The sequence below is a fragment of the Bradyrhizobium sp. PMVTL-01 genome (assembly GCF_051861855.1).
Classification (GTDB): Bacteria; Pseudomonadota; Alphaproteobacteria; order Rhizobiales; family Xanthobacteraceae; genus Bradyrhizobium.
Genome location: NZ_CP193982.1, coordinates 4,222,002 through 4,246,066, shown reverse-complemented (window position 1 = coordinate 4,246,066; position 24,065 = coordinate 4,222,002). Strand labels below are relative to the sequence as shown.

Sequence of the window (24,065 nt, the reverse complement as noted above, 5' to 3'; positions counted from 1 at the left end):
CATGGCGCGCAAGGCCTCCGCGACCAAGACCTCGAAGAAAGCCGGCCCCGCCCTCACCCATATCGGCACCTCCGGCGAGGCGCGGATGGTGGATGTCTCGGCCAAGCCCGCGACCGAACGGCTCGCGGTCGCGGAAGGCCGCGTCGTCATGACGAAGGCCACGCTTGATCTGATCGTGTCGGGCAACGCAAAGAAGGGCGACGTGCTCGGCACCGCGCGCATCGCCGGCATCATGGCGGCGAAGCGCACCTCGGAGCTGATCCCGCTCTGCCATCCGCTCGCGCTCTCCAAGGTCACGGTCGACATCGAGCCCGACGCGAAACTGCCGGGCTGCCTCGTCCGCGCCAGCGTCAAGGTGACAGGTCCGACCGGCGTCGAGATGGAGGCGCTCACGGCCGTGTCGGTCGCCTGCCTCACCATCTACGACATGATCAAGGCCGTCGAGCGCGGCGTGCGCATCGAGGGCATCCATCTGGTCGAGAAGCTCGGCGGCAAGTCCGGTCATTACCGGGCCTGAGGTGCAAGCCTATTTCAGCGACGTGCTGATCGATCCGAATTTCAGCTTCAGCGTCGAACCGAGGTTGTTGACCACGGCGATGGTCGCAAAGCGTGATGCCGGCGGCAATCAGGACGTATTCGATCGCCGTCGCACCGGATTCGGGAATGAAGATCTTCAAAACGGTTTTCACGATCAACCCCTCACCGTGTCGTTGGCAGCGATGTTCTCTGACCCACGTGCCAACGGCGAGTTGAGGATCGCCAACGCGTTAGATGGTTAAGCCTTGGTTGATTGCGGCCTGTCCGCAGGAACTGTCCAGCAGCGCAGGTGTCTTGCGGCAATTCCTGCACGGCTTGCCTCCGGGTTTCTGTGCGATGCTTCATGTCGCATTAACCGCGCTTCCTAACTTCTGCTCCATACCGTTCCCGTAAACCAACGGATGTTTTGAGGATCAGGAGCTGATCCTGGCGTGTGCGCGGCAGCGATCGACATGATGACGAAATTCGGCAGTCGCCTTTACGACCATGCCTTCGCGCGCAGCGGACCAATCCGATGGCTGGTCGTGGGCGGCACGCTGCTGATCGCCGCGATCGCCGTCGGCGCGACGCTGATGGCGCAGAACTTCCGCGAACGCGCGCTGCGCAATTCCGGCCGCGAGCTGGAAAACACCGTCTTGATGCTGGCCCATCATTTCGATCAGCAATTGCAGGATTTCGCGGTCATCCAGAAGGACTTCGTCGACCACGTCCGCGCGATCGGCGTTTCCAACGCGGACGACTATCGCAAGCGCCTCTCGGGCCAGGACATTCACCGCACGCTGCGCTCGAAGATCGAGGCGCTTCCTTACATCGGCGGGGTCAACATCATCGATGCCGACGGCAATCTGATCAATTCATCGACGGCATGGCCCGTCCCAAAGGTGAACGTTGCCGATCGTGCCTATTTCCGCACCTTCAAATACGACCCTCATTCGCCTGATGTCCTGATCGAGCCGCTGCACAGCCGGATCTCCGGCGCCTGGACCATCCTGCTTGTGCGCAGGATCGTGGGCTCGAACGGCGAGTTCATGGGCGTGGTCGGACGCGGCATCGAGCCAGCGAATTTCGAGAAATTCTTCGAATCCGTGGTGCTCGGCGAAGGCGCGACGATCTCGATGCTGCATCGCGACGGCACGCTGCTCGCCGGCTATCCCCATTCCAACGAATTGATGGGACGGAATTTCAAGACCGGCGCGTTCGAGCAGCAGCGGGTCTTCGGGCTCGATCACTTCGCCGGACGCTTCATGAGCCCGGTCGACCGCGAGGACCGCCTGATCGCTTCGCACGCCCTGCCCCACTACCCGATCCTGATGATGGCCACCACGACACGCGCGGCGGCCCTGACGGACTGGCGCGAGCAGATCGGCATCCTGGTCTCGGTCGCCGCCTCTTCCGCACTCGCCATCGCCGGCGTTCTGATCGCGATCGTGCGCAAGCTGCTGGAGCAGCATCGCCTCTCCAGGGAACGCCTGATGCTGGAGAAGCAGCGTCTCGACCGCGCCGTCAACAACATGACCCAGGGCTTGCTGCTGTTCGACGCGGACCGGCGGCTCGTGGTGTGCAATCAGCGCTACATCGACATGTATGGCCTCTCGGCCGCCGTTGTGACGCCGGGCTGCAGCTTCCACGACATCATCGCGCATCGCAAGACGACCGGCTCGTTCACCGGCGACGTCGATCAATATGTCGAACGCGTGCTGCGCGACATCCATGTGCGCAATTCGATGGTGGTCGACACCGCGGACGGCCGCTCGATCCAGGTCCTCACCGAACCGCTCACGGACGGCGGCTGGGTGGCGACGCACGAGGACATCACCGAACGGCGGCGCATCGAGGAGCGCATCACCCGTCTTGCCCATTACGACGCGCTGACCGATCTGCCCAACCGCGCCATGTTCCACGAACATCTGCGACAGGAACTCGCCGCCATCGTCGATGGCGAGGAGGTCGCGGTGCACTACATCGACATCGACGAGTTCAAGGGGGTCAACGACGCGCTCGGTCATCTCGTCGGCGACGAGCTTCTGAAATCGGTCGCAACCAGCCTCAGCCGTTGCGCCGGCCCGACGGACTTCGTGGCGCGGCTCGGCGGCGACGAGTTTGCCATCGTGCAGAGCGCGGTGACGTCGCCGGACCAGGTCAACGATCTCGTCGCCCGGGTCTTCCAGGCCATTCGGACGCCCTTCGACTGCATGGGCCATCATCTCACCAGCGACGCCAGCATCGGCATCGCGCTGGCGCCGGGACACGGCACGGCGGTCGACCAGATCCTGAAGAACGCGGACCTTGCGATGTACGCCGCCAAATCCGCGGGACGCCGCACCTACCGCTTCTTCGAGCCCGAAATGGATGCCAAGGTCCGCGAGCGTCGGCAGCTCGAGATCGACCTGCGCCACGCCATCGCGCATGGGGGCCTCGAGGTCTATTACCAGCCTTGCCTGGGCTTGAAGGACGACCGCATCACCGGCTGCGAGGCGCTGGTGCGCTGGCGCCATCCCGAGCGCGGCATGGTCTCGCCGGCCGAGTTCATCCCCATCGCCGAGGATACCGGCCTGATCAACGAGATCGGCGAATGGGTCCTGGCGACCGCCTGCCGGGATGCGGCCGGCTGGCCCGACGACATCCGCCTCGCCGTCAACGTCTCGCCGGTGCAATTCAAGAGCGGTACGTTGGCGCTGAAGATCATGGCGGCACTCGCCGCCTCCAACCTTCCGGCAAGCCGGCTCGAACTCGAGATCACCGAGGCGGTTCTGATTCGCGACGACGACACGGCGCTCGCGATCCTGCACCAGCTCCGCGCCATTGGCGTACGCATCGCGCTCGATGATTTCGGCACCGGTTATTCCTCGCTGAGCTATCTGCACCGCTTCCCGTTCGACAAGATCAAGATCGACCGCTGCTTCGTCGACGATATCGCCGGCCCGGACGGCTCCGCCAGCATCGTCCAGGCCGTCGTCAACCTCGCCAGCGCCCGCCGCATGGCGACCACGGCCGAGGGTGTCGAGACCGAGGAGCAGCAGCGCCTGCTGCGCACGCTCGGCTGCACCGAGATGCAGGGATATCTATTCAGCGCCGCCAAGCCTGCCGACAAGATGCTGGAGCTGTTCGCGCTGCATCGCAGCCGGCTCGCCCGGCGCGAAGGCAGCGCGGGCCGCCGGCGCGAGGCCGGTTAGGTCGGAACGTCGCGAAGGCCAGACCCAACCCCACCGCGCGATTTTTCGCGTAGTGTGAATCCCGGACTGCGCCGCGCTCCATCCGGGCGACGGATCACCGCGACAGCCCGCAAGACGAATTCGCCCGAGAGCGGTCATCCGCTCCCGGCGATCGGTTTCTGGAGATCGGAAAGTCTAGTTCGGCACTGCAGCCTTCGGCGCGGGCTTGGCGGCGACCGCGTTCGCGGTGACGCCGTGGAGGAAGTCGTAGGCCGCATGCAGGGCCTTGTCGTCCTTCTCCTCCGGCGGGACGTAGGATTGCGATCCGGTCTGCTCGGCGCCGTCGGCGGCCTGCAGATGGCCGCGCATCTGCGACTCCGCCATCGTGTCCATCCGGCCCTTCAGCTCGGGCGGCACCTCCTGGAGGATCTCGATGTCGGGCGCGATGCCCTGGGCCTGGATCGAGCGGCCTGACGGCGTGTAGTAGCGCGCCGTGGTCAGCGCCAGCGCGCCGTTGCCGGAGCCGAGCGGGATGATGGTCTGCACCGAGCCCTTGCCGAACGAGCGCGTGCCGATGATCGTGGCACGCTTGTGGTCATGCAGCGCACCGGCCACGATCTCCGAGGCCGAAGCCGAGCCGCCATTGACCAGGATCACGAGCGGCTTGCCCTTGGTGAGGTCGCCGCCATGCGCGGTGAAGCGCTGGGTCTCCTCCGGGTTGCGGCCGCGGGTCGAGACCACCTCGCCGCGCTGCAGGAACGCGCTCGACACCGACACGGCCTGGTCGAGCAATCCGCCCGGATTGTTGCGCAGGTCCATCACGTAGCCGACCAGCTTCTCCTGCGGCACCTGCTTGGAGATCGAGGCAATCGCCTTCTTCAGGCCGTCGGTGGTCTGCTCGTTGAACGAGGTCACGCGGATGTAGCCGATGTCGCCGTTCTCGACATGGAAGCGGACGGGACGCACATGGATGATCTCGCGCGTGATCGCGACGTCGAGCGGGGCGTCCGCACCCTTGCGCACGATGGTGAGCTTGGTCTTCGTGTCGACCGGGCCCTTCATCTTGTTGACGGCCTGCTCGAGCGTCATGCCTTGCACGGCCTCGCCGTCGATCTTGCTGATGAGGTCGCCGGACATGATGCCGGCCTTGGAGGCCGGCGTATCGTCGATCGGCGAGACGACCTTGACGAGGCCGTCCTCCATCGTGACCTCGATGCCGAGCCCGCCGAACTCGCCGGAGGTGGTCTCCTGCATCTCGGTCCAGGCCTTGTCGTTCATGTAGCGTGAATGCGGATCGAGCGATGTCACCATGCCGGTGATCGCGCCTTCGATCAGCTTGGAGTTGTCCGGCTTCTCGACATAGCTCGCCTTCACCCGCTCGAACACTTCGCCGAACAGGTTGAGCTTGGAATAGGCATCGTCCGCACCTGCCGCCGCCCTCGCCGCCCATAGCCCGCCCTGCGGACCGGATACCAGAAGGGTCAGGCACACGCCGGTGAGCGCGCCAAGGGGGAACAGCAGGGATTTCCGCATGGATGAGTTAGCCTTCTTGCTCGGGGCTCGGGAGCCGCCATGCAAATGGCGATCCAGCCCGGTTCTCACAATACCATTCGGGTTTCTTCAAGGCCGGCCCGCAACGCCGGTGGGGCACCCGCAAAAATCCCTTCGTCCGGGCCTAAACTTTTGGCAACGTTCCGAAACCGCCACTGCACGAATGGCGGAAGCGGTCGGCCCGCGCTTCGCAGCTATGCGATTTTAGGATGGTTTTGCAGAGGCGGACGGGTTAGGCGATGACACAAGGCTTCAAATTCTCGGGAGGACAACAATGAACGAAGCGCCCCGCATCCGGCCGGAACGGAACGTCGAACTCGGCGCCAGCAACGAGCCGTTCCAGAATCTGCACGAATTCATCCGGAAGGCGCGCGCCAACCTCAACCAGAACGCCTGGGACTATATCATCGGCGCCGCCGAGACCGAGACCACGATGCGCCGCAACCGGATGGCGCTGGACGAGATCGCCTTCCGCCCGCGCGTGCTGCGCGACGTTCGCAAGGTCGATGGAAGCGTCGAGCAGTTCGGCCGCAAGATGCGCCTGCCGGTGGTGCTGGCCCCGGTCGGCGCGCTCGAGATTTTCGACCCGGATGGGGCCGCGAGCGTCGCGCGTGCCGCCGGCACTTTCGGTGCGGCGCACATGCTGAGCTCGGTGTCCGAGCCCGGCCTGGAGAAGACCGCCGAGGCTGCCCCCGAGGCGCTGCGTCTCTACCAGCTCTATGTGCGCGGCGACGACGCTTTCGTCGCTGATGTCGTCAGCCGCGCCGAGAAGAACGGCTACGCCGCCTTCTGCCTGACTGTGGACACCGCCCATTACAGCCGTCGCGAACGTGACATCGCCAAGCGCTACGTTCGCGAAAGCCGCCTGCGCGCCACCGGCGGCGACTACCAGAAGGGCCTGGAGTGGCGGACCGTGAAGATGATCAAGGACAAGTTCAAGATCCCTCTGATCCTGAAGGGCATCGCCACCGCCGAGGATGCACAGATCGCGCTCGATCACGGCGTCGAGTGGATCTACGTCTCCAACCATGGCGGCCGCCAGCTCGATCACGGCCGCGGCGCCATGCATGTCCTGCCCGAGATCGTCGACGTCGTGAAAGGCCGCGCCAGGATCATGGTCGATGGCGGCTTCTGCCGCGGCACCGACATCGTCAAGGCGCTTGCGGCAGGCGCCGACCTCGTCGGCATCGGCCGGCTGCAATGCTGGGCCCTGGCGGCGGCCGGGGAAGCAGGCGTGGCGCGGATGCTGGAGCTGCTGGAAGACGAAGTGCTGCGCTGCCTCGGCCTTTTGGGCGCTACTTCGTTCGCCGAGGTCGGCAAGTCCTGCCTGCATCCGGCCACCGCGACCAACGCGCCGAGCGTGTTCAGCGCGTTCCCGCTGTTCGACCACGATCCCTATCGATACTGAGGAAAGGATGCAGTTGACCGCGCTCTCTCCCGGCAGCGCCGACGCACTTCTGTTCGATCTCGGGCGCGTGGTGCTCGATATCGATTTCTCCAGGGCGATCGCCTGCTGGGCGGGCCATGCCGGCTGTAAGCCCGAAGCCATTGTCGCGCGGTATGTGCGCGACAGCGAAGCCTACCGGCTGCACGAGGTCGGCAAGATCAGCGACGAGGACTACTTCGCCTCGCTGCGCTCATCGCTCGGGATCGCGATTTCCGACGCGCAGTTCCTGGAAGGCTGGAACGCGATCTTCGCCGGCGAAATGCCAGACATCGCGGAGCTTTTGCCGCGCGCGGCCAGGCAGATGCCGCTCTACGCCTTCTCCAACACCAACCGGCCGCATGTCGACCATTTCTCGAAGGAATATGCCGGCCTGCTCGGCCATTTCCGCGAGCTCTACCTGTCGTCCAGCATCGGCCTGCGCAAACCGGACGCGGAGGCTTTCGACCATGTCGTGGCGGCAATGGGCGTACCGGCGCACCGCATCGTCTTCTTCGATGATCTCGCAGAAAACATCCGGGGGGCGCGGGCGCGTGGATTGACCACGGTGCACGTGACCTCGCCCCGTGACGTCGGCGACGCGCTGAGGCAGCTGGGGATTTGAGCGGATCAGCCTTCCGGCAAGGCGTTCCGCGGAACTTTTTGCTAAAAATGCGGAACCAAATCACTTTGTGCATTTTTGTACAAAGTTCCGGGAACGGAATGCGCCCCTTCGGACTCTTGAGTCCGTTGGGACTTCTACATTGGAATTGGACTGATCGACGTGCTGGGCAAATCCTACCTCACCAAGCAAGCCTCTCTCCTGCTCGAGTTCGCAAGAACCACCTCGGACTCCGACCTCTCCGCCAAGCTGATCAGCAAGGCTGCCGACCTGAAATCTCGGGCCGATCCGCTGGCCGACAAGGATCAGGGTCCCAAAGCGCCGGACGTCAGTCCCGACGCGCCGGCAGTGAGTTGACCGATGCTGGCCGTGGCGCTCGTTCTTCTTGTGCTTGCCATGGCCGTCCTCGTGCCGGTCTGTCTCGCCTTCCGGATCATGCCGCGGCGAATTTGACGTCTATCCTCACGACAGAGCGGATGGCGCAGGTTGAATCCTCTTGCGTCTCCAGTGTTTTGCCTCTGGGCCCGCACTCGGCTAGAACTCTGGCCGCCGATTTGCCGAACGTGCCCAGCAGGAGTTTTCAGCCGTGGCCTTGATGCCGGTTTCTGACGCGCTTGCCGCGGTGCTTGCCGGCGCGGAGCCGTTGCTTGAGGAGACGATCTCGCTCGATCAGGCCTACCATCGCGTGCTCGCCCGCGACGTCGCGGCGCGGCGCACGCAGCCGCCGGAGGCGATGTCGGCCATGGACGGCTATGCCGTGCGAGCGGCCGACGCGGCGACGATCGATTCTGAGCTGACGGTGATAGGCGAGGTCGCGGCCGGGCGGCCGTTTGCAGGCTTGGTTGGCGCCGGCGAAGCGGTCCGCATTTTCACAGGCGGCGTCGTTCCGGCCGGAGCGGACGCGGTCGTGATCCAGGAGGATACCGTCGCGGACGGCAAGCGCATCACGATCAAGGAAGCAGCAATTCCCGGACGGCACATCCGGCGCGCCGGGATCGACTTTGCCGAGGGCGACGTGCTGTTGTGCAAGGGAACCCGGCTCACCGAGCGCGATCTCGCACTCGCCGCCGGGATGAATCACCCGCATTTGCCCGTCCAGCGCCGTCCGAAGGTCGCCATCCTCGCCACCGGAGACGAACTGGTGATACCGGGCGTAGCGCCCGGGCCCGGCCAGATCGTCTACTCCAACGGTTATGCCCTGCACGCGCTCGCCCGCCAGGAGGGCGCCGATACCATCGACCTCGGTGTGGCCGCCGATACGCTGGAGGCCACCACCGCCGGGATCCGCGAGGCACGCCAGAGCGGCGCCGACATCCTGATCACGACCGGGGGCGCCTCGGTCGGCGACCATGATCTGGTCCAGCAGGCTCTCAAGGCCGAGGGGATCGCGATGTCGTTCTGGAAGATCGCGATGCGGCCGGGCAAGCCGATGATGCACGGCCGGTTAGGGGCGATGCGCGTCATCGGCCTGCCCGGCAATCCCGTGTCATCCTACGTCTGCGCTTTCCTGTTCATGGTGCCGTTGATTCGCGCGCTGTCGGGCCGCACCATGATTCACCATCGCCGCGAGCGCGCCGTGCTCGGCCGCGACCTCAATGCCAACGACCAGCGCGAGGATTATCTCCGCGCGCGCCTGGAGCGGCGCGACGACGGCACGCTGATCGCCCTTCCCGTCGATCACCAGGATTCTTCACTGCTTGCAAATCTCGCTGCGGCACAGGCACTTCTCGTACGCGCGCCGTTCGCGCCCAAGGCCGAAGCCGGCTCGGTCTGCGAGGTGCTGCTGCTGCCCGCCTGAGCGCTGTCATCTCACGCGGTCCGCGAACTTTGTCGCGTTCACAGTAAATTAAGCAGTTGCGGAACATGTATCGAACATATAGTGTCCGTTCATGATTTGTTTCGAGCATGCAGCGGCTTATCGCTGAACTGAGCGTCTCGGAATCGAACGACATCAACCGGGGGATTTTGGTCGAGATGTTAACGCGCAAACAATACGAGCTCCTGCGGTTCATCAGCGAGCGATTGAAGGAAAGCGGCGTGCCACCTTCCTTCGACGAGATGAAGGACGCGCTCGACCTGCGCTCGAAATCGGGCATCCATCGCCTGATCACCGCGCTCGAGGAGCGCGGCTTCATCCGCCGCCTGCCCAACCGCGCCCGCGCGATCGAGGTCATCAAGCTGCCCGAGCTCCAAGCGGCCGCCGGCAACCGCCGCGGCTTCACGCCGAGCGTCATCGAGGGCAATCTCGGCAAGGTGCGCACGACCTCCAGCCCGCCCGCGGACGAAGGTGAGCGTCCTGTCGCCGTGCCCGTCATGGGCCGCATCGCGGCTGGTACGCCGATCGAGGCGCTGCAGACCCGCAGCCACACCATCAGCGTACCGCCTGACATGCTCGGCTCCGGCGAGCATTATGCGCTCGAGGTGCGGGGCGATTCGATGGTGGAAGCCGGTATCCTCGACGGCGACATGGCGCTGATCCAGCGCAACGAGAGCGCCGACACCGGCGACATCGTGGTGGCGCTGATCGACGACGAGGAAGCCACGCTGAAGCGCTTCCGCCGCCGTGGCGCCTCGATCGCGCTCGAGCCAGCCAACGCCGCCTATGAGGTCCGCATCCTGCCGCCCAACCGGGTGAAGATTCAGGGCAAGCTGATCGGCTTGTACCGGAAGTACTGATTTGACCTCGCGATCGTTCGACACGCGCTTGAGCGCTTGTCCGCTCCGGCTGGATAGTCTTTCAGGTTCTGCTCAGATTATCCGGCCACCTGCCCCGCGTTAGATCCTCCGCACGCCGCGCAAAGCACACATCGCTTTACGGGCCTGTCGAAAACCGGGGAGACAACCATGCGCAAGATCGTCTTGAGCACTGTCACGATGGCGCTGATCGCAACGTCAGTGTCACCGGCCGCCGCCGCACGATCGCATCATGTCCGCAAGACGACGCCGGCGACGCGCGAGCAATTCCGCAACGCACGCGACGCCGTTGCACTGCCGTCGCAACCCGCTTGGCCGTATTCGGGCTGGTCGGCCCCTGCTGGCCGTTGACGAAGAAGCACGCCCAATGCACGGGAGCGGGCTTTGTTCCTCATGCATCTGAAAAAGATATTGTGATGGCATCCTGCGGACCCAAGCCGCAGATTTGCCCACAACCCAGCAGACCGTTGTATGCTTCCACTCTGATAGAGGCCTGCGCCTCGACAGGAGGCGCGGGTCGCTATCTTACGAATGAGGAGCACCCCGATGTGTGACTACAGCCTGCACGCCGTCGCGACGCGTCCTGCCGAAGTCGGCGAGACGATCGTCACGACAACCTTCCGCGGCACCTCGACGCGCGGCTTCGCCTCCGAAGCCGACATGTCGGTTGCGGTATGCCTGCTGCCGGGAACGGAGCTCGCCTTCGCCGACAACGTCCGTTACGACAATCGCTGGATCTGGACGCGTACCATCAACTCGCGCGTCGGCAAGTTCGGCAAGATCGATCCGCACATTCCGGATCGCCATCACGATGCGATCGAATTCCCCGACGGGAAATACGTGCTGGTGACTCAGCTCGTCGAAGGCCAGCGCGCAACCGTACTGCAATTGCCGGTGACCCAGCCACTCGGCGAGCGCGAGCACAAGCCGCAGACCAGCGCAGACAGGCCGACGGTCACGCGCCTGCCGATCGGCTGACCTAGCTGCCTCCGGCTCGCAGGTCGGGGCCATGATTGAAATCGCCATCGCCGGCCGTGGCCGGCGAGATGGTGTGGTTTGTATCTTCGCAAATACCTTCGCCGGAGCACCTGCCGCAGCTCTTCGTCGCACGAAGTTTGCGCTGCCTTGCCTGAATTTTGAACGTCCGGTCCGCAAGCAAATGGCCGATGCTGCCAAAAAGGCTCGAGGCGGACGTTCGATGAAGACCTTCATTCGCGTCGTTGAACTCTGGGTGCCCGACCGGACGCGTATGCGGTGCGCTTCGGTCGTGACGACGGGCTTCCCGGCAAGGCCTGGGCTTCCGGCCACCCCGTGATCCTCACCAAATTCGCCAATTCCCATTTCAGGCGGACCGACCAGGCGCTGGCGGCGGGCCTGACCTGCGGCGTGGCGGTGCCGGTGTTTTCAGGCGAATTCCTGCAAGCCGTGATGGTGCTGTTCTGCGGCGATGACGACGCGCATGTCGGCGCGATCGAGCTCTGGCACAACGATCCCGAGACCTCCCACGAGATGGGACTGGTCGACGGCTACTACGGCACCGCCGACATGTTCGAGTTCAACTCGCGCCACACCAGGTTTCCGCGCGGCTTCGGCCTGCCCGGACGCACCTGGAAAGCCGGCCTGCCACTGATCATCAAGAACCTGCACAACGCCAAGAGCTTTCTGCGCTGGAAAGACGCCGCACAGGTTGGCATCAATCTCGGCGTCGGCGTGCCCTACCGGACCGACGCCGACCAGACCTGGGTGCTGACCCTCCTCTCCGCGCAGGCGACGCCGATCGCACGGCGCTTCGAGATCTGGGTGCCGGACGAGACCCGCTCAGCGCTGGTCTTCCGCGCCGGCGATTGCAGCGCCCAGACCGACCTTGCCGCGCTCTATGCGGACAAATCCATCGCCAGAGGTGACGGCAGCATCGGCGGCGCCTGGGCCACCGGCATGCCCGCCCTCAACGATGATCTCGCGCACGACAATTCGATCGCGGCCATTGAAGCCCGCGCGTCCGGGCTGAGCCAGATGGTGGCCTTGCCGGTGATCGGGACAGCCCGGCTCGACGCCGTGCTGGCCTGGTATCTGTAGCCCGCCCCCTCAATCCTCGGCCTGCATGTCTGCCTCGGACGGCGTCGCATCCCGGTTACCGGGCGCCGCCGCTGGCGGCGCAAGGCTCGCGCCGAAATCGCCCTCGCCCGCGATGGCCGGCGCCCACGGGCGGTCTGTGCCTCCAGTCTTCACCGCCTGGACCGCAAAGCCGTCGCCCCGCCGCGTCAGCGCCAGTGCGCCCTGCGCGGCGAGGCGCCGACGGTCGACCACCATCGCCGCGCAATCCGGCGCAGCCGGCCGGGCCGTCACCACCAGCGCGGCGCGGCTGCAATCGTCCGCCAGCGCATCGATGCGCAAGGCCAGCGCGACGAGGCGACCATCGGCAAGCGGCGTCACGCAGCCGGCCTCGTCGCACGACACGCCATCGGCGAGCGAGGCACTGCCCGCATCGCGTGCATCAGCGTCGGCAGCCAGCCACTCCTTCAGCAAAAAGCTATCCTTGCTCGCCCGGATCATGTGCAGGTGTCCGTCCCGGCCCCGCACCGCGATGCTTTGGCCGTCCCCGGCAATCAGGATATCCGGCGGCCGCACCGACAGGCCCCAGAGGATTGCAGCCAGCAGCACGACCCCGCCCGACCAGCGCAACGGCGTGCGCAAGAGGCCCATGACAATGATGCCGAGACTGGCCACGATCAGCGGCGCGATGCCGAACGCCGGGATGCGCCCGACCGCGCCCGGCAGGGCCGCCACCCAGCGCGACACCACGACCATCCAGTCGATCCCGATGCCCATCAGCCACCAGAACACGCCGTCGAGGCCAAAGGGAGCAGCGAGCAGCCCCAACAATCCCGCCGGCATTACCAGCGCCGAGACCACCGGCATCGCGCCGAGATTGGCGAGCACGCCGTAGGGCGTGACGCGGTGGAAGTGGAAGGCGGCATAGGGCGTGGTCGCCAGCCCCGCGATCAGCGAGGCCAGGAACAGCATCGCGATCTCGCGGCCGCCCCACAGCGCGATGCGCGCGGTCGCGGAATGCTCGGGCGAGGCAAACAGGTTCGGCATGCCGATCTGCACCAGCGCGACCAGCCCGAGCGTTGCCGCAAACGACATCTGGAAGGATGGATGCACCAGCGCTTCCGGCGCCACCGCGAGCACGATGAGCGCGGCCACGGCCAGCGTGCGGAACGTGATGGCGCGGCGATCGACCATGACGGCGATCAGCACCACCGCGGTCATGAAGAACGAGCGCTGCGTCGCGACCTCCGCGCCCGAGAGCAGAAGATAAAACGCCGCCGCAACCAGCGCCGCGGCCGCCGACCATTTCTTGATGGGGAAGCCGACCGCCAGTCCCGGGATCAAGGCCAGCAGCGCGCGCACCGCGAAGAACACGACGCCGGCGACGACGGCCATGTGATAACCCGAGATCGACAGCACGTGGCCGAGCCCCGAGACGAACATCGCGTCGTTGACGGGCGCTGTGATCGCATCACGCCGACCGGTCAACAGCGCGGTCGCGATCGCGCGGTTGTCGCCTTCGAGCGTTGAGCGGATGCGCGCATCAATCGCATCGCGCAGGCCCTGCATGAAGGCGGCGTAGCGCAGCCGCAAGCCGCCGGCATCCGGCGGCACTGCGGCCGTGATCGTGCCCATCGCGAAACCGGAGGCCCCGATACCCTGGAAGAACATGTCGCGCGAGAAATCGTAGCTGCCGGGGCGCACCGGCGAGATCGGCGGCATCAGCCGCGCCTTGAGCTGCACGAAGCTGCCGACCTCGGGCGCCGTTCCCTTGCGTACCGACAGGCGCACGCGCTCGAGCGTGACGTCGCTGCGCTGCGCCTCCATCGCGGTGACGCGCAGCACGAAACGATCGGTGAGCTCGCGGATGTCGCGGGTCTCGACGAAGCCCGACAGCGACACCGAATAGAGGGGTTTGGCCAGGACGGCGTGCGCGATGCGTGCCGTCTTCGAGGTCGCGACCGCAAAGCCGGCCGCGACCGCCGCGATCATGATCGCAGGGGCAAACATCCGGCTCCGCCGCAACAGGACAGCCCCAAGCAGCAGCGCGACGGCCGTCGCGGCGGTCACCCACAGCACCGGCTCGTGGTTTGCCGCAAAGTAGAGCCCGACGCCGCCGCCGAACGCTACCGGGACCCACGGCAACAGCCGCCCGGCGCCGGCCTCGGCGCTGGCCCATTGGCGCAGGGTCCCGGCGATGGTGGACCAGAGGTCGAGGCCTGCGGGTGCAAGGCCGCCAGCGGACGCGGAGCTCCCCGCCGGCCAGGTCCCTGCGATCCCTTGCGAGGCACGCTGCGGCCGGCCCGGCTCCGTCATTTCCCTGCACCTTAAGATATGCAACTGGCTCAGAGGCTACCTGAACGTGCGGACGGACGAATAGCGGTACAGACCGGGAACGAAGAGAGTTCGCCCTACTTTTCCTCTTCCATCGTCGCGGCGACGTGTGCGGCGAGGCGTCAGATCAGCGGCACCTTCGACGAGGCATGGTGATTGACGATCTTCCAGTCGCCATCCTCGCGGATGATGACCCAGCTCATCTTGACGATGAGAGCGTCCCGTTCGCCGGCGAGGTCGAACGAGATGGTCGCGCCCATATTGATCAGATCAGGACCGGCTTGCGCCACGTTCACCTCGGAAAACGCCGCGCTCGGCTTGCGCCAGCGCGGCAGGCCGTTGAAATAATCGGCGACGCCGTCCCGGCCTCTAAACAGCTTTGGGTTCGAGCCGAAGAAGAACGCGTTCTTCGAATACAGCGACGACAGCGCGACCGCGTCGAGCGTCGCGAAGCCGGCGCACCATTTCGCGATGATGGCGGCAACGATGGCGTCGGCTTCGCTGCTCATGCCATCCCTCAACCTTTCGCGACTTCCTTCGCGAAGGTGTCACGCAGGCCGATGGTGCGCGAAAACACCGGCTTGCCCGGCGTCGAGTCCTTGTCGCGCACGAAATAGCCCTGGCGCTCGAACTGCATCGGCTCCGTCGAATTGCTCTCGGCCACCGCAGCCTCGATCCGCGCATCGGAGAGGATCTCCAGCGAATTCGGATTGAGATCGGCTGCGAAGTTCGAGGCGTCCGGGCTCGGATTGGAGAACAGCTGGTTGTAGATGCGGATCTCCGCGGGCTTCGACGTCGCCGCAGGCAGCCAGTGCATGGTCGCCTTGACCTTGCGGCCGTCGGGCGCGTTGCCGCCCCTGGTCGCGGGATCATACGTGCAGCGCAATTCCACGACTTCGCCGGCGTCGTTCTTGATCACACCGGTGCATTTGACGAAATAGGCGTAGCGCAGCCGCACCTCGTTGCCCGGCGACAGGCGGAAGAACTTCTTCGGCGGGTTCTCCATGAAGTCGTCCTGCTCGATATAGAGTTCGCGGCCGAACGTGATCTTGCGCGTGCCCGCGGAAGGATCATCCGGATGGTTGATCGCCTCGAGTTCCTCGGTCTGCCCTTCCGGATAGTTCTCGATCACGACCTTGAGCGGCCTCAAGACCGCCATGCGGCGCTGCGCGGTGCGGTTCAGCTCCTCGCGGATGCAGAATTCCAGCATGCCGACGTCGACGACGCTGTTGGCCTTGGCGACGCCGATGCGCTTGACGAATTCGCGCAAAGCCGCCGGCGGCACGCCGCGGCGGCGCATCCCCGCCATGGTCGGCATGCGCGGATCGTCCCAGCCCGCGACATGGCCTTCGCGCACGAGCTGGGTCAGCACGCGCTTGGACAGCACAGTGTAGGTCAGGTTCAACCGCGCGAACTCGTACTGATGCGGCTCTGACGGCACCGGCAGCTTCTCGATGAACCAGTCGTAGAGCGGGCGGTGGTCCTCGAACTCCAGCGTGCAGATCGAATGCGTGATGCCTTCAATGGCGTCGGACTGGCCGTGGGCATAGTCGTAGCTCGGATAGATGCACCATGCGTTGCCGGTGCGCGGATGGTGCGCATGCAGGATGCGGTACAGCACGGGATCGCGCAGGTTGATGTTGCCCGCGGCCATGTCGATCTTGGCCCGCAGCACGCGCGCGCCGTTCGGGAATTCGCCGGCCTTCATGCGGCGGAACAGGTCGAGGTTCTCCTCCACCGAGCGGTCGCGGAATGGCGAGTTCTTGCCGGGCTCCGTCAGCGTGCCGCGCGAAGTGCGGATCTCCTCCTGGGTCTGGTCGTCGACATAGGCGAGCCCGTCCTGGATCAGCTTCTCCGCCCATTCGTACAGGCGGTCGAAATAGTCGGAGGCGAAGAACAGGTTCTTGCCCCAGTCGAAGCCGAGCCAGCGCACGTCGGCCTGGATGGAATCGATATATTCCTGCTCTTCCTTGACCGGATTGGTGTCGTCGAAGCGCAGGTGGCAGCGGCCCGGAAACTCCTGGGCGATGCCGAAATTGAGGGCGATCGACTTGGCGTGCCCGATATGCAGGTAGCCGTTCGGCTCCGGCGGGAACCGGGTCACGATCTCCTTGTACTTGCCCTGATCGAGGTCGGCCTGGATGATGTCACGAATGAAATCGCGCCCAACCTCAGTCGCCACCGGTTCTGTCATTACGAAAATCCTGTAGGGAAATCAGCGGTACTTCTGCCAAATTCGGGAGGCTGAGCCAAGGCCTCAAGCCGTCCGCCGTCGGGCTTTAGTTATGCTCCGGTCCTGCTATACACCACCGCCTCCAATGCATAGGCCCTGCCAAGAATGACCGATTCCGTCGTCACCCGCTTTGCCCCCTCTCCGACCGGCTTCCTCCATATCGGAGGCGCCCGCACGGCGCTGTTCAACTGGCTCTATGCCAAGAAGCATGGCGGCAAGATGCTGCTCCGGATCGAGGACACCGACCGGGAACGCTCCACGGAAGCCGCGATCGGCGCCATCCTCGACGGGCTGAAATGGCTCGAGCTCGGCTGGGACGGCGAGGTCATCTACCAGTTCCGCCGCGCCGCCCGTCACCGCGAGGTCGCCGAGCAGTTGCTCGCCGACGGAAAGGCCTATCGTTGCTACGCCACGGCCGAGGAGCTCGCTGCCATGCGCGAGAAGGCGCGCGCGGAAGGGCGCACCCGCCTCTATGACGGCATGTGGCGCGACCGCGATCCGGCCACGGCGCCGAGCGACGTCAAGCCGACCATCCGCCTGCGCGCGCCGCAGACCGGCGAGACCGTGATCGAGGACCAGGTCCAGGGCCGCGTGGTCTGGCAGAACGAGAACCTCGACGACCTCGTGCTTTTGCGCGGCGATGGCAATCCGACCTACATGCTCGCGGTGGTCGTGGACGACCACGACATGGGCGTCACCCACGTCATCCGCGGCGACGACCATTTGATCAACGCCGCCCGCCAGAAGCAGATATACGACGCGATGGGTTGGACGCTGCCGAGCATGTCGCACATCCCTCTCATCCACGGCCCGGACGGCTCGAAGCTGTCGAAGCGGCACGGCGCGCTTGGCGTCGATGCCTACCGCGCCATGGGATACCTTCCTGCCGCGCTGCGCAACTATCTCGTCCGCCTCGGCTGGAGCCATGGCGACCAGGAGATCTTCTCGACCGAGGAGATGATCGAAGCGTTCGATCTCGTCAGCGTCGGCCGCGCCGCCGCCCGCTTCGACTTCGCCAAGCTGGAAAACCTCAACGGCCATTACATCCGTCACGCCGACGATCAATCACTCGTGAGGATGTTCGAGGACGTGCTTGATCATGTCGTGCCCAGCCGGGACGAGATTAAGGCGAAGTTGAACGACACCACGCGGGCGCAGCTGCTCAAGGCCATGCCGGCCCTGAAGGAGCGTGCCAAGACGCTGCTCGAGCTGATCGACGGCGCCTGTTTCATCTTCGCCGACCGGCCGCTGCAGCTCGATTCCAAGGCGCAGGCGCTGCTGACGCCCGAGAACCGCAAGCTGATCGGCCAGCTTCATTCCGCGCTGGAGAAAGTCGAGACCTGGAGTGCGGCCAGCGCGGAAGCCGCGCTGCGCGCCTTCGCCGAGGAAAATAGTCTCAAGCTCGGCGCGGTCGCCCAGCCCTTGCGCGCGGCGCTGACCGGGCGGACGACATCGCCTGGTATATTTGAGGTTTTGGACGTGCTGGGACGCCAGGAAAGCCTGGGGCGGCTCAAGGATCAGGCTACGACGTAAGTAGGCCATGCGTGCGGCTGATCTTGCAGCGCACACAGCAATAATATACCCATCTCCCCCGTACATTCTGGAACATCCGGCCTGCCCCACGATCTCATCGGGGCCTTCCGGGTCCGGCCCGTTTCACCATACATCGGGGACCTCTGATGGACGCAAAAGAAAGCCCAAAGACCGCCACGCTGACGGTCGGAAACAAGAACTACGATCTCCCGATCCTCAGCGGCAGCGCCGGGCCCGATGTCGTCGATATCGGCAAGCTCTACGGCCAGTCGGGTCTGTTCACCTACGATCCCGGCTTCACCTCGACCGCGAGCTGCCAGTCCAAGATCACCTACATCGACGGCGATGCCGGCGTGCTGGAATACCGCGGCTATCCGATCGAGCAGCTCGCCGAGCACGGCGACTTCCTGGAGACCTGCTATCTCCTGCTCTACGGTAACCTGCCGACCGCTGAGCAGAAGAAGGATTTCGATTACCGCGTGACCCATCACACGATGGTGCACGAGCAGATGGCCCGCTTCTTCCAGGGCTTCCGCCGCGACGCCCATCCGATGGCGATCATGGTAGCCGCCGTCGGCGCCCTCGCTGCGTTCTACCACGACTCCACCGACATCAACGATCCCAAGCAGCGCATGATCGCCTCCATGCGCATGATCGCGAAGATCCCGACGCTGGCCGCAATGGCCTACAAGTACACGGTCGGCCAGCCCTTCGTGTATCCGAAGAACTCGCTCGGCTTCGCCGAGAACTTCCTGAACATGTGCTTCGCGGTGCCTTGCGAGGAGTACAAGGTCAGCCCGGTGCTCGCCGACGCGCTGGAGAAGATTTTCATCCTGCACGCCGACCACGAGCAGAACGCCTCGACCTCGACGGTGCGCATCGCCGGCTCCTCGGGTGCCAACCCGTTCGCCTGCATTGCAGCCGGCATCGCCTGCCTCTGGGGCCCGGCGCATGGCGGCGCCAACGAAGCCGCGCTCAACATGCTCTACGGCATCGGCACGGTCGACAAGATTCCCGAGTTCATCGCCAAGGTGAAGGACAAGAACTCCGAAGTCCGCCTGATGGGCTTCGGCCATCGCGTCTACAAGAACTACGATCCGCGCGCCAAGATCATGCAGAAGATGTGTCACGCCGTGCTCAGGGAGACCGGCCATGGCGACGATCCGATGCTGAAGGTGGCGATGGAGCTCGAGAAGATCGCGCTCAGCGACCAGTACTTCATCGACCGCAAGCTCTACCCGAACGTCGACTTCTATTCGGGCATCACGCTGAAGGCGATGGGCTTCCCGGTCTCGATGTTCACCGTGCTGTTCGCGGTCGCCCGCACCGTCGGCTGGATCAGCCAGTGGAGCGAGATGATCGAGGATCCGCAGCAGAAGATCGGCCGTCCGCGCCAGCTCTACACCGGCGTCACCAAGCGCGATTACGTGCCGATCAAGGATCGCAAGTAAGTCCTGAGCGGACACGGCTCTTCGAACGGCGCCATCTCATGATGGCGCCGTCTTTGTTTGTCCAATCCTACCAGCCCCGTTGCTGCCACGCACAATAACAAGTCGGCGCAGCACGCCGGCAAAGGCTTGACAGTCGAAACGCTCAGCGCGCAAATTCTTACACTAAGTAAGAATGACGAGAGGGATGGAAATGCCGGAGCAGCCGAGAAGTCGGCGGCAGACGCGCGCTGCCATTTTGACTCATCTGCTTCAGTCGGGCGGTTCGTTCCGCCCGCCCTTGGCCAAGGCCGTGCGCCTGTCCGAAGCAAGCCTGTCGCGCATCCTGTTCGACCTCAAGGCCGAAGGCCTGATCGAGGAAGTTCGGCGCCCTGCCCCTTACGTCGGCGGCCCGACGGGTCTTGTCGCGCTCGATGGCTCGGTGGCGCTCGCGGCCCTCGAGCTGACTGGCCAGTGGCTCAGCGTCGGCATCGGCAACCTCTCGGGCGAGCTGCGCTACACCGAGCGTGTTCCGCTGCCGCCAAAGCCGACAGCCGAATCGGTCAGCCGCGTGTTTGGCGAAGCGCTGACATTGTTGCGGGACTGGACACGGCGGCGACGGATCAGGCTCGCGCAGATCGGCATCACCATTCCGGGCCTCGGCCGCTTGAGCGAGTGCGGCAACCCGATCATTCCCTGCAACATCGCACGCATCAGCGACAGGCTCGGCGAGATGTACGCGAACGTCCCGGTCGAGTTCACCAATTCGGTGGTGGCCCACGCCACGTTTCATCGCTGCCGCACGGAAAACTATCCGTTCAGCGGCGCGCACCTGTTCGTCTTCGTCGGTCAGGGCGTCGCGGGCGCCTGGATGGACGATCCCATCGAGGCCGACGCCCTGCAACCGGTCGAGCTCGGCCACATGGTGTTCGAAGCCGACGGCCCGCTTTGCCGCTGCGGTCACCATGGCTGCGTCGAGGCCTATACCTCGTTGCCCGCGCTCGCCGAGCTGCTCAGCGTGGCGGAGCCGGAGCTGCTGCGGCTTGGCAGCGATTGGGTGAATACAATCCCGATCTCCACGCGCGTGCGGCAGGAGTTGCGATCTCGCCTCCATCGCCTGGGCCTTGCGATCGGCAACACGCTGAACGTCAAGCCCTGTCACGGCGTCGCCATCTCGGGCTGGCCGTCACTCCTCGCGGAGGATGATCGGAAGGCGCTGGTCGACGGTATCGATGCCAGCCTGCTCGGCGGCCGCAAGCATGCGCAGATGTCGCTCGCCTTCGTGGCGCCGTCGACCGGCAACGATCCGCAGGCCGCGCTTGCCTTCGCAGCCTTCTGTCTCGCCAGAAGCGGCGGCATGCCCGCCGCATCGACGGAGGCGGCCTGACATGCCCTGAGCCGCGCCGTCTGCACGCGCCACGAAAGTTCACACCGGGAGGAACTGCCATGATCACAACAACAAGGCGTCGTCTGCTCGCTGGATCCGTTGCCGCGCTCGCGCTGCCGGCATTTGCCCGCGCGCAAGGCGCGGTCAAGCCGCGCCTGACCGCGATCTCGCAATGGTCCGCCGGCAGCGACGGGGCTGCGATCACGGCGCTCGGCAAGAAATTCGAGGAAAAGGGCGGCGTCTGGCAGCACTCGCCCGTCCCCGGCTTCACCACCGAGATGATGAACAAGCTCCGTGCCCAGATCATCGCCGGCGATCCGCCGGCGTGTTCGCAGCTCAAGGGCCCCGAAATTGCGGCCTGGTCTAAGATTGCGCCGACGGTCGATCTCGACGCCGTCGTCGCGGCCGCTGGTTACGAAAAGGTGGTCGCTCCCGACCTTGCCAAATTGCACAAGCCGGCGGGCAAGTGGATCGCGCTGCCGCTGCAGATCTACAGCACCAACATGCTATTCCTGTCCAAGCGCGCGATGGACAAGGCCAAGACCGACAAGGTTCCCGTCACCTGGGCCGAGTTCAATGAGCTCGCCGAAAAAATGAAATCAGGCGGCGTCGCCTATCCCGTCGCCAATGGCGGCACCCGCCCCGATGACGGGCAGAAGTTCGAGGCCGCTCTCGCCGGCATCAGCCCGACGGCATACCGCGCAGCGATCATGAATCTCGAGAAGAAGGCCCTGGAGGGGCCCGAGATCAAGGCTGCGTTCGTGCAGGTCCGCAAGATCGCCGACTGGATGGACCCCAATGTCGGCGCCCAGCACTTTTCGACCAATCTCAAGCGCTTCGTCGACGGCGACATGGGCATGATGATCATGGGCGGCTGGGCGCAAGGCGTGCTCCGCAACGCCGGTTTCAAGTTCGAAGACTTCATGATCGCCCCGGGACCGAGCGACAATGGCAAGCCTGTGTTCCTGCTGAATGCCGATGCCTTCATCTTCTGGCAGCGCAAGGAGGCGGACCTGCAAGCCGGTCAGACGCTGATGGCCCAGCTCGTCATGGATCCGGCGATCCAGACCATGTACTCGCAGATCACGGGGTCGATCCCCGTGCGCACCGATGTCGATCTGTCCGGTGAAGGCTGGTCGGATGGTCAACGGCGGACCGCAGCCGCCCTGAAAGACGCGATCGCCAGCAATCAGGCCGTCCTCAGTCTTGCGCACAACATGGCGCAGGAAAACGGTTTGACCGCAGCGATGATCGACGTGATCACGGAGTACGTGAAGAACAAGACGATCAAGCCGGAGCAAGCAGCCACACGCCTCGCCGAGGCCGTCGAGAGCGCACGTTGACCATCGCCGTCTCGACAAGACCGGGCCGGCCGCCGACTGCCGAGGTGGTACGCCGGCTGCCCGAAGTTCTGGCGATCTGGGTGCCGCTGCTGTTGTCCGCCGCGCACCTCATTGCATTTTCGCTGTGGACGATCTGGATATCGTTCACACCATCCACTTTGGTCCCTGTTACGGGCTGGGTGGGCTTGCGCAACTATTCGGCGGTCGCGGCATCGCGGAACTGGCAGATCGCCTTCGACAATCTGCTGCTGTTTGGCAGCGCGTTCGTGCTGCTCAGTCTGACGACCGGGCTCATCCTTGCGATCCTGCTCGATCAGCGCATTCGCGGCGAGAACCTGCTGCGATCCATCTTCCTCTACCCCCTGGCGGTGTCGTTCGTGGTCACCGGCACGGTCTGGAGCTGGTTGCTCAATCCCGGCCTTGGTATCCAGAAGCTGGTCCACGACCTCGGCTGGACCTCCTTCCGGTTCGACTGGCTGATCGACCGGGACATGGCGATCTGGACCATCGTCATCGCCGCGATCTGGCAATCCTCCGGATTTGCCATGGCGCTTTTCCTCGCCGGCCTCCGCTCCGTCGACGCCGACCTGATCAAGGCCGCGCAGATCGACGGCGCCGGAGCTATCAGGATGTACCGGCGCGTCATCCTGCCGACGCTGTGGCCGATCACCATCACCGTCATCGTCATCCAGCTGCAATTCGCGATTTCGACCTTCGACCTCGTCCGCGCGCTCACCAATGGCGGCCCTGGCATCGCAACCCAGCTGCCGGCGCTTGTCGTCTATGACCTGATGTTCCAGCGCAGCCTGCTCGGACGGGGAGCGGCCGCAGCGGTCCTGATGTTGCTCATTCTCCTTGCGGTTCTGCTGCCCTATGCAGCGTGGCGTTACGTCCAGCGGCGGCGGGCGATCCATGGGTGAGCGAACCTTCGCGCCAAGCCGGATCCTGATCTATCTAATCGTTTCGCTGATCGCCGTGGCATGGCTCACGCCGTTGGCTGTCGTCGTGCTGAACTCACTCCGGACCAACGAGGAGATCGCGCAGGGTTCGATGATCGGCTGGCCGCAGCATCTGGCCTGGAGCAACTACGCCGCGGCGTGGAGTGGTTTCTGCGTCGCCGAGACGTGCGCCGGCATCCGGCCGTACATGCTGAACTCCGCACTGGTGACCATTCCGGCGACGATCTTCTCCACCCTGCTCGGTGCAGTCGCCGGTTACGCGGTTTCGCTCTGGCGCTTCCGCGGCGACAGCTGGATCTACGGTATCGTCACGCTGGGCATCTTCCTGCCGCAGCAGATGCGTCTGCTGCCCTGGACCATCGTGCTGCGCGATACGGGCCTGATGAACACGCTGACGGGACTGGTCCTGATCCACACGATCCAGGGCCTCTCCTTCACGACCCTGTTCTGCCGGAACTATTACGTTGCCATCCCGCAGGAATTGATAAGAGCCGCGCGGATCGATGGCGCAGGGTTCTTTCGCATTTTCTGGCGCATCATCCTGCCGCTCTCGCCGCCGATCCTGGTCGTCACCGTGATCTGGCAGTTCACGCACATCTGGAACGAGTTTCTCTACGGCGTGACGTTCACGACCGGTCAGCAGCAGCCGGTCACCGCCGCGCTGATCGCGCTCTCCGCCGCTGTCGCCGATATCCCGCAACATGGCGTGCAAAGCGCCGCGGTGATGATCGCGGCGCTGCCGACGCTTCTGATCTATCTGATCGGCGGCAAGTACTTCGTGCGAGGCCTCACCGCCGGGGCCGTGAAATGATGAGGCC

Annotated in this window: 21 protein-coding genes and 1 pseudogene; 17 read left to right on the top strand and 5 right to left on the bottom strand. The window is 64.9% G+C overall.

Features of this window, described 5'->3' with window-relative positions:
* Position 1: 1 nt before the first annotated feature.
* Positions 2-517 carry a cyclic pyranopterin monophosphate synthase MoaC gene (moaC, locus tag ACRQ5Q_RS20455; RefSeq protein ID WP_439368340.1) on the top strand — a complete coding sequence of 172 codons (516 nt, stop codon included), beginning with the start codon at positions 2-4 and terminating at the stop codon, positions 515-517.
* A 9-nt stretch (positions 518-526) separates the two neighbouring features.
* Here moaC and ACRQ5Q_RS20450 read toward each other — a convergent pair.
* A pseudogene (locus tag ACRQ5Q_RS20450) lies at positions 527-692 on the bottom strand (Flp family type IVb pilin).
* A gap of 297 nt (positions 693-989) precedes the next feature.
* Between ACRQ5Q_RS20450 and ACRQ5Q_RS20445 the strand changes: the two are divergent.
* Positions 990-3,710 carry a bifunctional diguanylate cyclase/phosphodiesterase gene (locus tag ACRQ5Q_RS20445; RefSeq protein WP_439399676.1) on the top strand — a complete coding sequence of 907 codons (2,721 nt, stop codon included), beginning with the start codon at positions 990-992 and terminating at the stop codon, positions 3,708-3,710.
* Between the two features lie 174 nt (positions 3,711-3,884).
* Here the strand turns inward: ACRQ5Q_RS20445 and ACRQ5Q_RS20440 are convergent, their stop codons facing one another.
* Positions 3,885-5,222 (bottom strand): S41 family peptidase, encoded by a 1,338-nt coding sequence (locus tag ACRQ5Q_RS20440; protein ID WP_439368344.1) that lies wholly within the window; start codon positions 5,220-5,222, stop codon positions 3,885-3,887.
* A 292-nt stretch (positions 5,223-5,514) separates the two neighbouring features.
* Between ACRQ5Q_RS20440 and ACRQ5Q_RS20435 the strand changes: the two genes are divergently transcribed.
* The 9 genes from ACRQ5Q_RS20435 (at position 5,515) to ACRQ5Q_RS20395 (ending at position 12,055) form a co-directional block, all read left to right on the top strand.
* Positions 5,515-6,648: an alpha-hydroxy acid oxidase gene (locus ACRQ5Q_RS20435; protein ID WP_439368345.1), complete on the top strand. Its 1,134-nt coding sequence runs from the start codon at positions 5,515-5,517 to the stop codon at positions 6,646-6,648.
* 7 nt (positions 6,649-6,655) lie between these two features.
* Positions 6,656-7,288, top strand: a complete 633-nt coding sequence (locus ACRQ5Q_RS20430; protein WP_439368347.1) for an HAD family hydrolase — start codon at positions 6,656-6,658, stop codon at positions 7,286-7,288.
* A gap of 159 nt (positions 7,289-7,447) precedes the next feature.
* Positions 7,448-7,642 (top strand): hypothetical protein, encoded by a 195-nt coding sequence (locus tag ACRQ5Q_RS20425; RefSeq protein WP_439368348.1) that lies wholly within the window; start codon positions 7,448-7,450, stop codon positions 7,640-7,642.
* Between the two features lie 229 nt (positions 7,643-7,871).
* Positions 7,872-9,083: a molybdopterin molybdotransferase MoeA gene (locus ACRQ5Q_RS20420; RefSeq protein ID WP_439399674.1), complete on the top strand. Its 1,212-nt coding sequence runs from the start codon at positions 7,872-7,874 to the stop codon at positions 9,081-9,083.
* A 176-nt stretch (positions 9,084-9,259) separates the two neighbouring features.
* Entirely contained in the window at positions 9,260-9,961 is a 702-nt protein-coding gene (gene lexA, locus ACRQ5Q_RS20415) for a transcriptional repressor LexA (RefSeq protein WP_027559402.1), read from the top strand.
* A 168-nt stretch (positions 9,962-10,129) separates the two neighbouring features.
* Entirely contained in the window at positions 10,130-10,330 is a 201-nt protein-coding gene (locus ACRQ5Q_RS20410; RefSeq protein WP_439368350.1) for a hypothetical protein, read from the top strand.
* Positions 10,331-10,525: 195 nt separating this feature from the next.
* Complete coding sequence (locus ACRQ5Q_RS20405) at positions 10,526-10,957, top strand: hypothetical protein (RefSeq protein WP_439368351.1); 432 nt, start codon at positions 10,526-10,528, stop codon at positions 10,955-10,957.
* Positions 10,958-10,988: 31 nt separating this feature from the next.
* The gene (locus tag ACRQ5Q_RS20400) at positions 10,989-11,294 is read left to right on the top strand and encodes a hypothetical protein (protein ID WP_439399672.1); all 306 of its coding nucleotides are present in this window, start codon (positions 10,989-10,991) and stop codon (positions 11,292-11,294) included.
* A complete protein-coding gene (locus ACRQ5Q_RS20395; protein WP_439399670.1) occupies positions 11,234-12,055 on the top strand; it encodes a GAF domain-containing protein in 822 nt (273 codons plus the stop codon). The genes ACRQ5Q_RS20400 and ACRQ5Q_RS20395 overlap by 61 nt, the downstream gene beginning before the upstream one ends.
* Positions 12,056-12,064: 9 nt before the next feature.
* Here the strand turns inward: ACRQ5Q_RS20395 and ACRQ5Q_RS20390 are convergent, their stop codons facing one another.
* The 3 genes from ACRQ5Q_RS20390 to ACRQ5Q_RS20380 all read right to left on the bottom strand — a co-directional run bounded on the left by ACRQ5Q_RS20390 (position 12,065) and on the right by ACRQ5Q_RS20380 (position 16,559).
* Positions 12,065-14,347, bottom strand: a complete 2,283-nt coding sequence (locus ACRQ5Q_RS20390) for a ComEC/Rec2 family competence protein (RefSeq protein WP_439399668.1) — start codon at positions 14,345-14,347, stop codon at positions 12,065-12,067.
* Positions 14,348-14,487: 140 nt separating this feature from the next.
* On the bottom strand, positions 14,488-14,874 hold the full coding sequence (locus ACRQ5Q_RS20385; RefSeq protein WP_439399666.1) for a nuclear transport factor 2 family protein: 387 nt from the start codon (positions 14,872-14,874) through the stop codon (positions 14,488-14,490).
* 8 nt (positions 14,875-14,882) lie between these two features.
* Positions 14,883-16,559 (bottom strand): glutamine--tRNA ligase/YqeY domain fusion protein, encoded by a 1,677-nt coding sequence (locus ACRQ5Q_RS20380; protein WP_439399665.1) that lies wholly within the window; start codon positions 16,557-16,559, stop codon positions 14,883-14,885.
* 144 nt (positions 16,560-16,703) lie between these two features.
* Here ACRQ5Q_RS20380 and gltX point away from each other — a divergent pair, with 144 nt between their 5' ends.
* The 6 genes from gltX to ACRQ5Q_RS20350 all read left to right on the top strand — a co-directional run bounded on the left by gltX (position 16,704) and on the right by ACRQ5Q_RS20350 (position 24,058).
* The gene (gene gltX, locus ACRQ5Q_RS20375; protein ID WP_439368359.1) at positions 16,704-18,131 is read left to right on the top strand and encodes a glutamate--tRNA ligase; all 1,428 of its coding nucleotides are present in this window, start codon (positions 16,704-16,706) and stop codon (positions 18,129-18,131) included.
* Between the two features lie 146 nt (positions 18,132-18,277).
* Complete coding sequence (gene gltA, locus ACRQ5Q_RS20370; RefSeq protein ID WP_439368360.1) at positions 18,278-19,582, top strand: citrate synthase; 1,305 nt, start codon at positions 18,278-18,280, stop codon at positions 19,580-19,582.
* A gap of 184 nt (positions 19,583-19,766) precedes the next feature.
* Positions 19,767-20,945, top strand: a complete 1,179-nt coding sequence (locus tag ACRQ5Q_RS20365; protein ID WP_439399663.1) for an ROK family transcriptional regulator — start codon at positions 19,767-19,769, stop codon at positions 20,943-20,945.
* A gap of 59 nt (positions 20,946-21,004) precedes the next feature.
* The gene (locus ACRQ5Q_RS20360) at positions 21,005-22,288 is read left to right on the top strand and encodes an ABC transporter substrate-binding protein (RefSeq protein WP_439399661.1); all 1,284 of its coding nucleotides are present in this window, start codon (positions 21,005-21,007) and stop codon (positions 22,286-22,288) included.
* The gene (locus tag ACRQ5Q_RS20355; protein ID WP_439399659.1) at positions 22,285-23,208 is read left to right on the top strand and encodes a carbohydrate ABC transporter permease; all 924 of its coding nucleotides are present in this window, start codon (positions 22,285-22,287) and stop codon (positions 23,206-23,208) included. The genes ACRQ5Q_RS20360 and ACRQ5Q_RS20355 overlap by 4 nt, the downstream gene beginning before the upstream one ends.
* Positions 23,201-24,058, top strand: coding sequence for a carbohydrate ABC transporter permease (locus ACRQ5Q_RS20350; RefSeq protein WP_439399657.1), 858 nt, complete (start codon positions 23,201-23,203; stop codon positions 24,056-24,058). Before ACRQ5Q_RS20355 ends, ACRQ5Q_RS20350 begins: the two co-directional genes overlap by 8 nt.
* The last annotated feature ends 7 nt before the right edge of the window (positions 24,059-24,065 follow it).

What these genes read in the sequence shown, in the direction of transcription:
- moaC (WP_439368340.1), top strand. Translation starts at nt 2, where the DNA reads ATGGCGCGCAAGGCCTCCGCGACCAAGACCTCGAAGAAAGCCGGCCCC.
- ACRQ5Q_RS20445 (WP_439399676.1), top strand. Translation starts at nt 990, where the DNA reads ATGATGACGAAATTCGGCAGTCGCCTTTACGACCATGCCTTCGCGCGC.
- ACRQ5Q_RS20440 (WP_439368344.1), bottom strand. Translation starts at nt 5,222, where the DNA reads ATGCGGAAATCCCTGCTGTTCCCCCTTGGCGCGCTCACCGGCGTGTGC.
- ACRQ5Q_RS20435 (WP_439368345.1), top strand. Translation starts at nt 5,515, where the DNA reads ATGAACGAAGCGCCCCGCATCCGGCCGGAACGGAACGTCGAACTCGGC.
- ACRQ5Q_RS20430 (WP_439368347.1), top strand. Translation starts at nt 6,656, where the DNA reads ATGCAGTTGACCGCGCTCTCTCCCGGCAGCGCCGACGCACTTCTGTTC.
- lexA (WP_027559402.1), top strand. Translation starts at nt 9,260, where the DNA reads ATGTTAACGCGCAAACAATACGAGCTCCTGCGGTTCATCAGCGAGCGA.
- ACRQ5Q_RS20410 (WP_439368350.1), top strand. Translation starts at nt 10,130, where the DNA reads ATGCGCAAGATCGTCTTGAGCACTGTCACGATGGCGCTGATCGCAACG.
- ACRQ5Q_RS20405 (WP_439368351.1), top strand. Translation starts at nt 10,526, where the DNA reads ATGTGTGACTACAGCCTGCACGCCGTCGCGACGCGTCCTGCCGAAGTC.
- ACRQ5Q_RS20400 (WP_439399672.1), top strand. Translation starts at nt 10,989, where the DNA reads ATGATTGAAATCGCCATCGCCGGCCGTGGCCGGCGAGATGGTGTGGTT.
- ACRQ5Q_RS20390 (WP_439399668.1), bottom strand. Translation starts at nt 14,347, where the DNA reads ATGACGGAGCCGGGCCGGCCGCAGCGTGCCTCGCAAGGGATCGCAGGG.
- ACRQ5Q_RS20385 (WP_439399666.1), bottom strand. Translation starts at nt 14,874, where the DNA reads ATGAGCAGCGAAGCCGACGCCATCGTTGCCGCCATCATCGCGAAATGG.
- ACRQ5Q_RS20380 (WP_439399665.1), bottom strand. Translation starts at nt 16,559, where the DNA reads ATGACAGAACCGGTGGCGACTGAGGTTGGGCGCGATTTCATTCGTGAC.
- gltX (WP_439368359.1), top strand. Translation starts at nt 16,704, where the DNA reads ATGACCGATTCCGTCGTCACCCGCTTTGCCCCCTCTCCGACCGGCTTC.
- gltA (WP_439368360.1), top strand. Translation starts at nt 18,278, where the DNA reads ATGGACGCAAAAGAAAGCCCAAAGACCGCCACGCTGACGGTCGGAAAC.
- ACRQ5Q_RS20365 (WP_439399663.1), top strand. Translation starts at nt 19,767, where the DNA reads ATGGAAATGCCGGAGCAGCCGAGAAGTCGGCGGCAGACGCGCGCTGCC.
- ACRQ5Q_RS20360 (WP_439399661.1), top strand. Translation starts at nt 21,005, where the DNA reads ATGATCACAACAACAAGGCGTCGTCTGCTCGCTGGATCCGTTGCCGCG.
- ACRQ5Q_RS20350 (WP_439399657.1), top strand. Translation starts at nt 23,201, where the DNA reads ATGGGTGAGCGAACCTTCGCGCCAAGCCGGATCCTGATCTATCTAATC.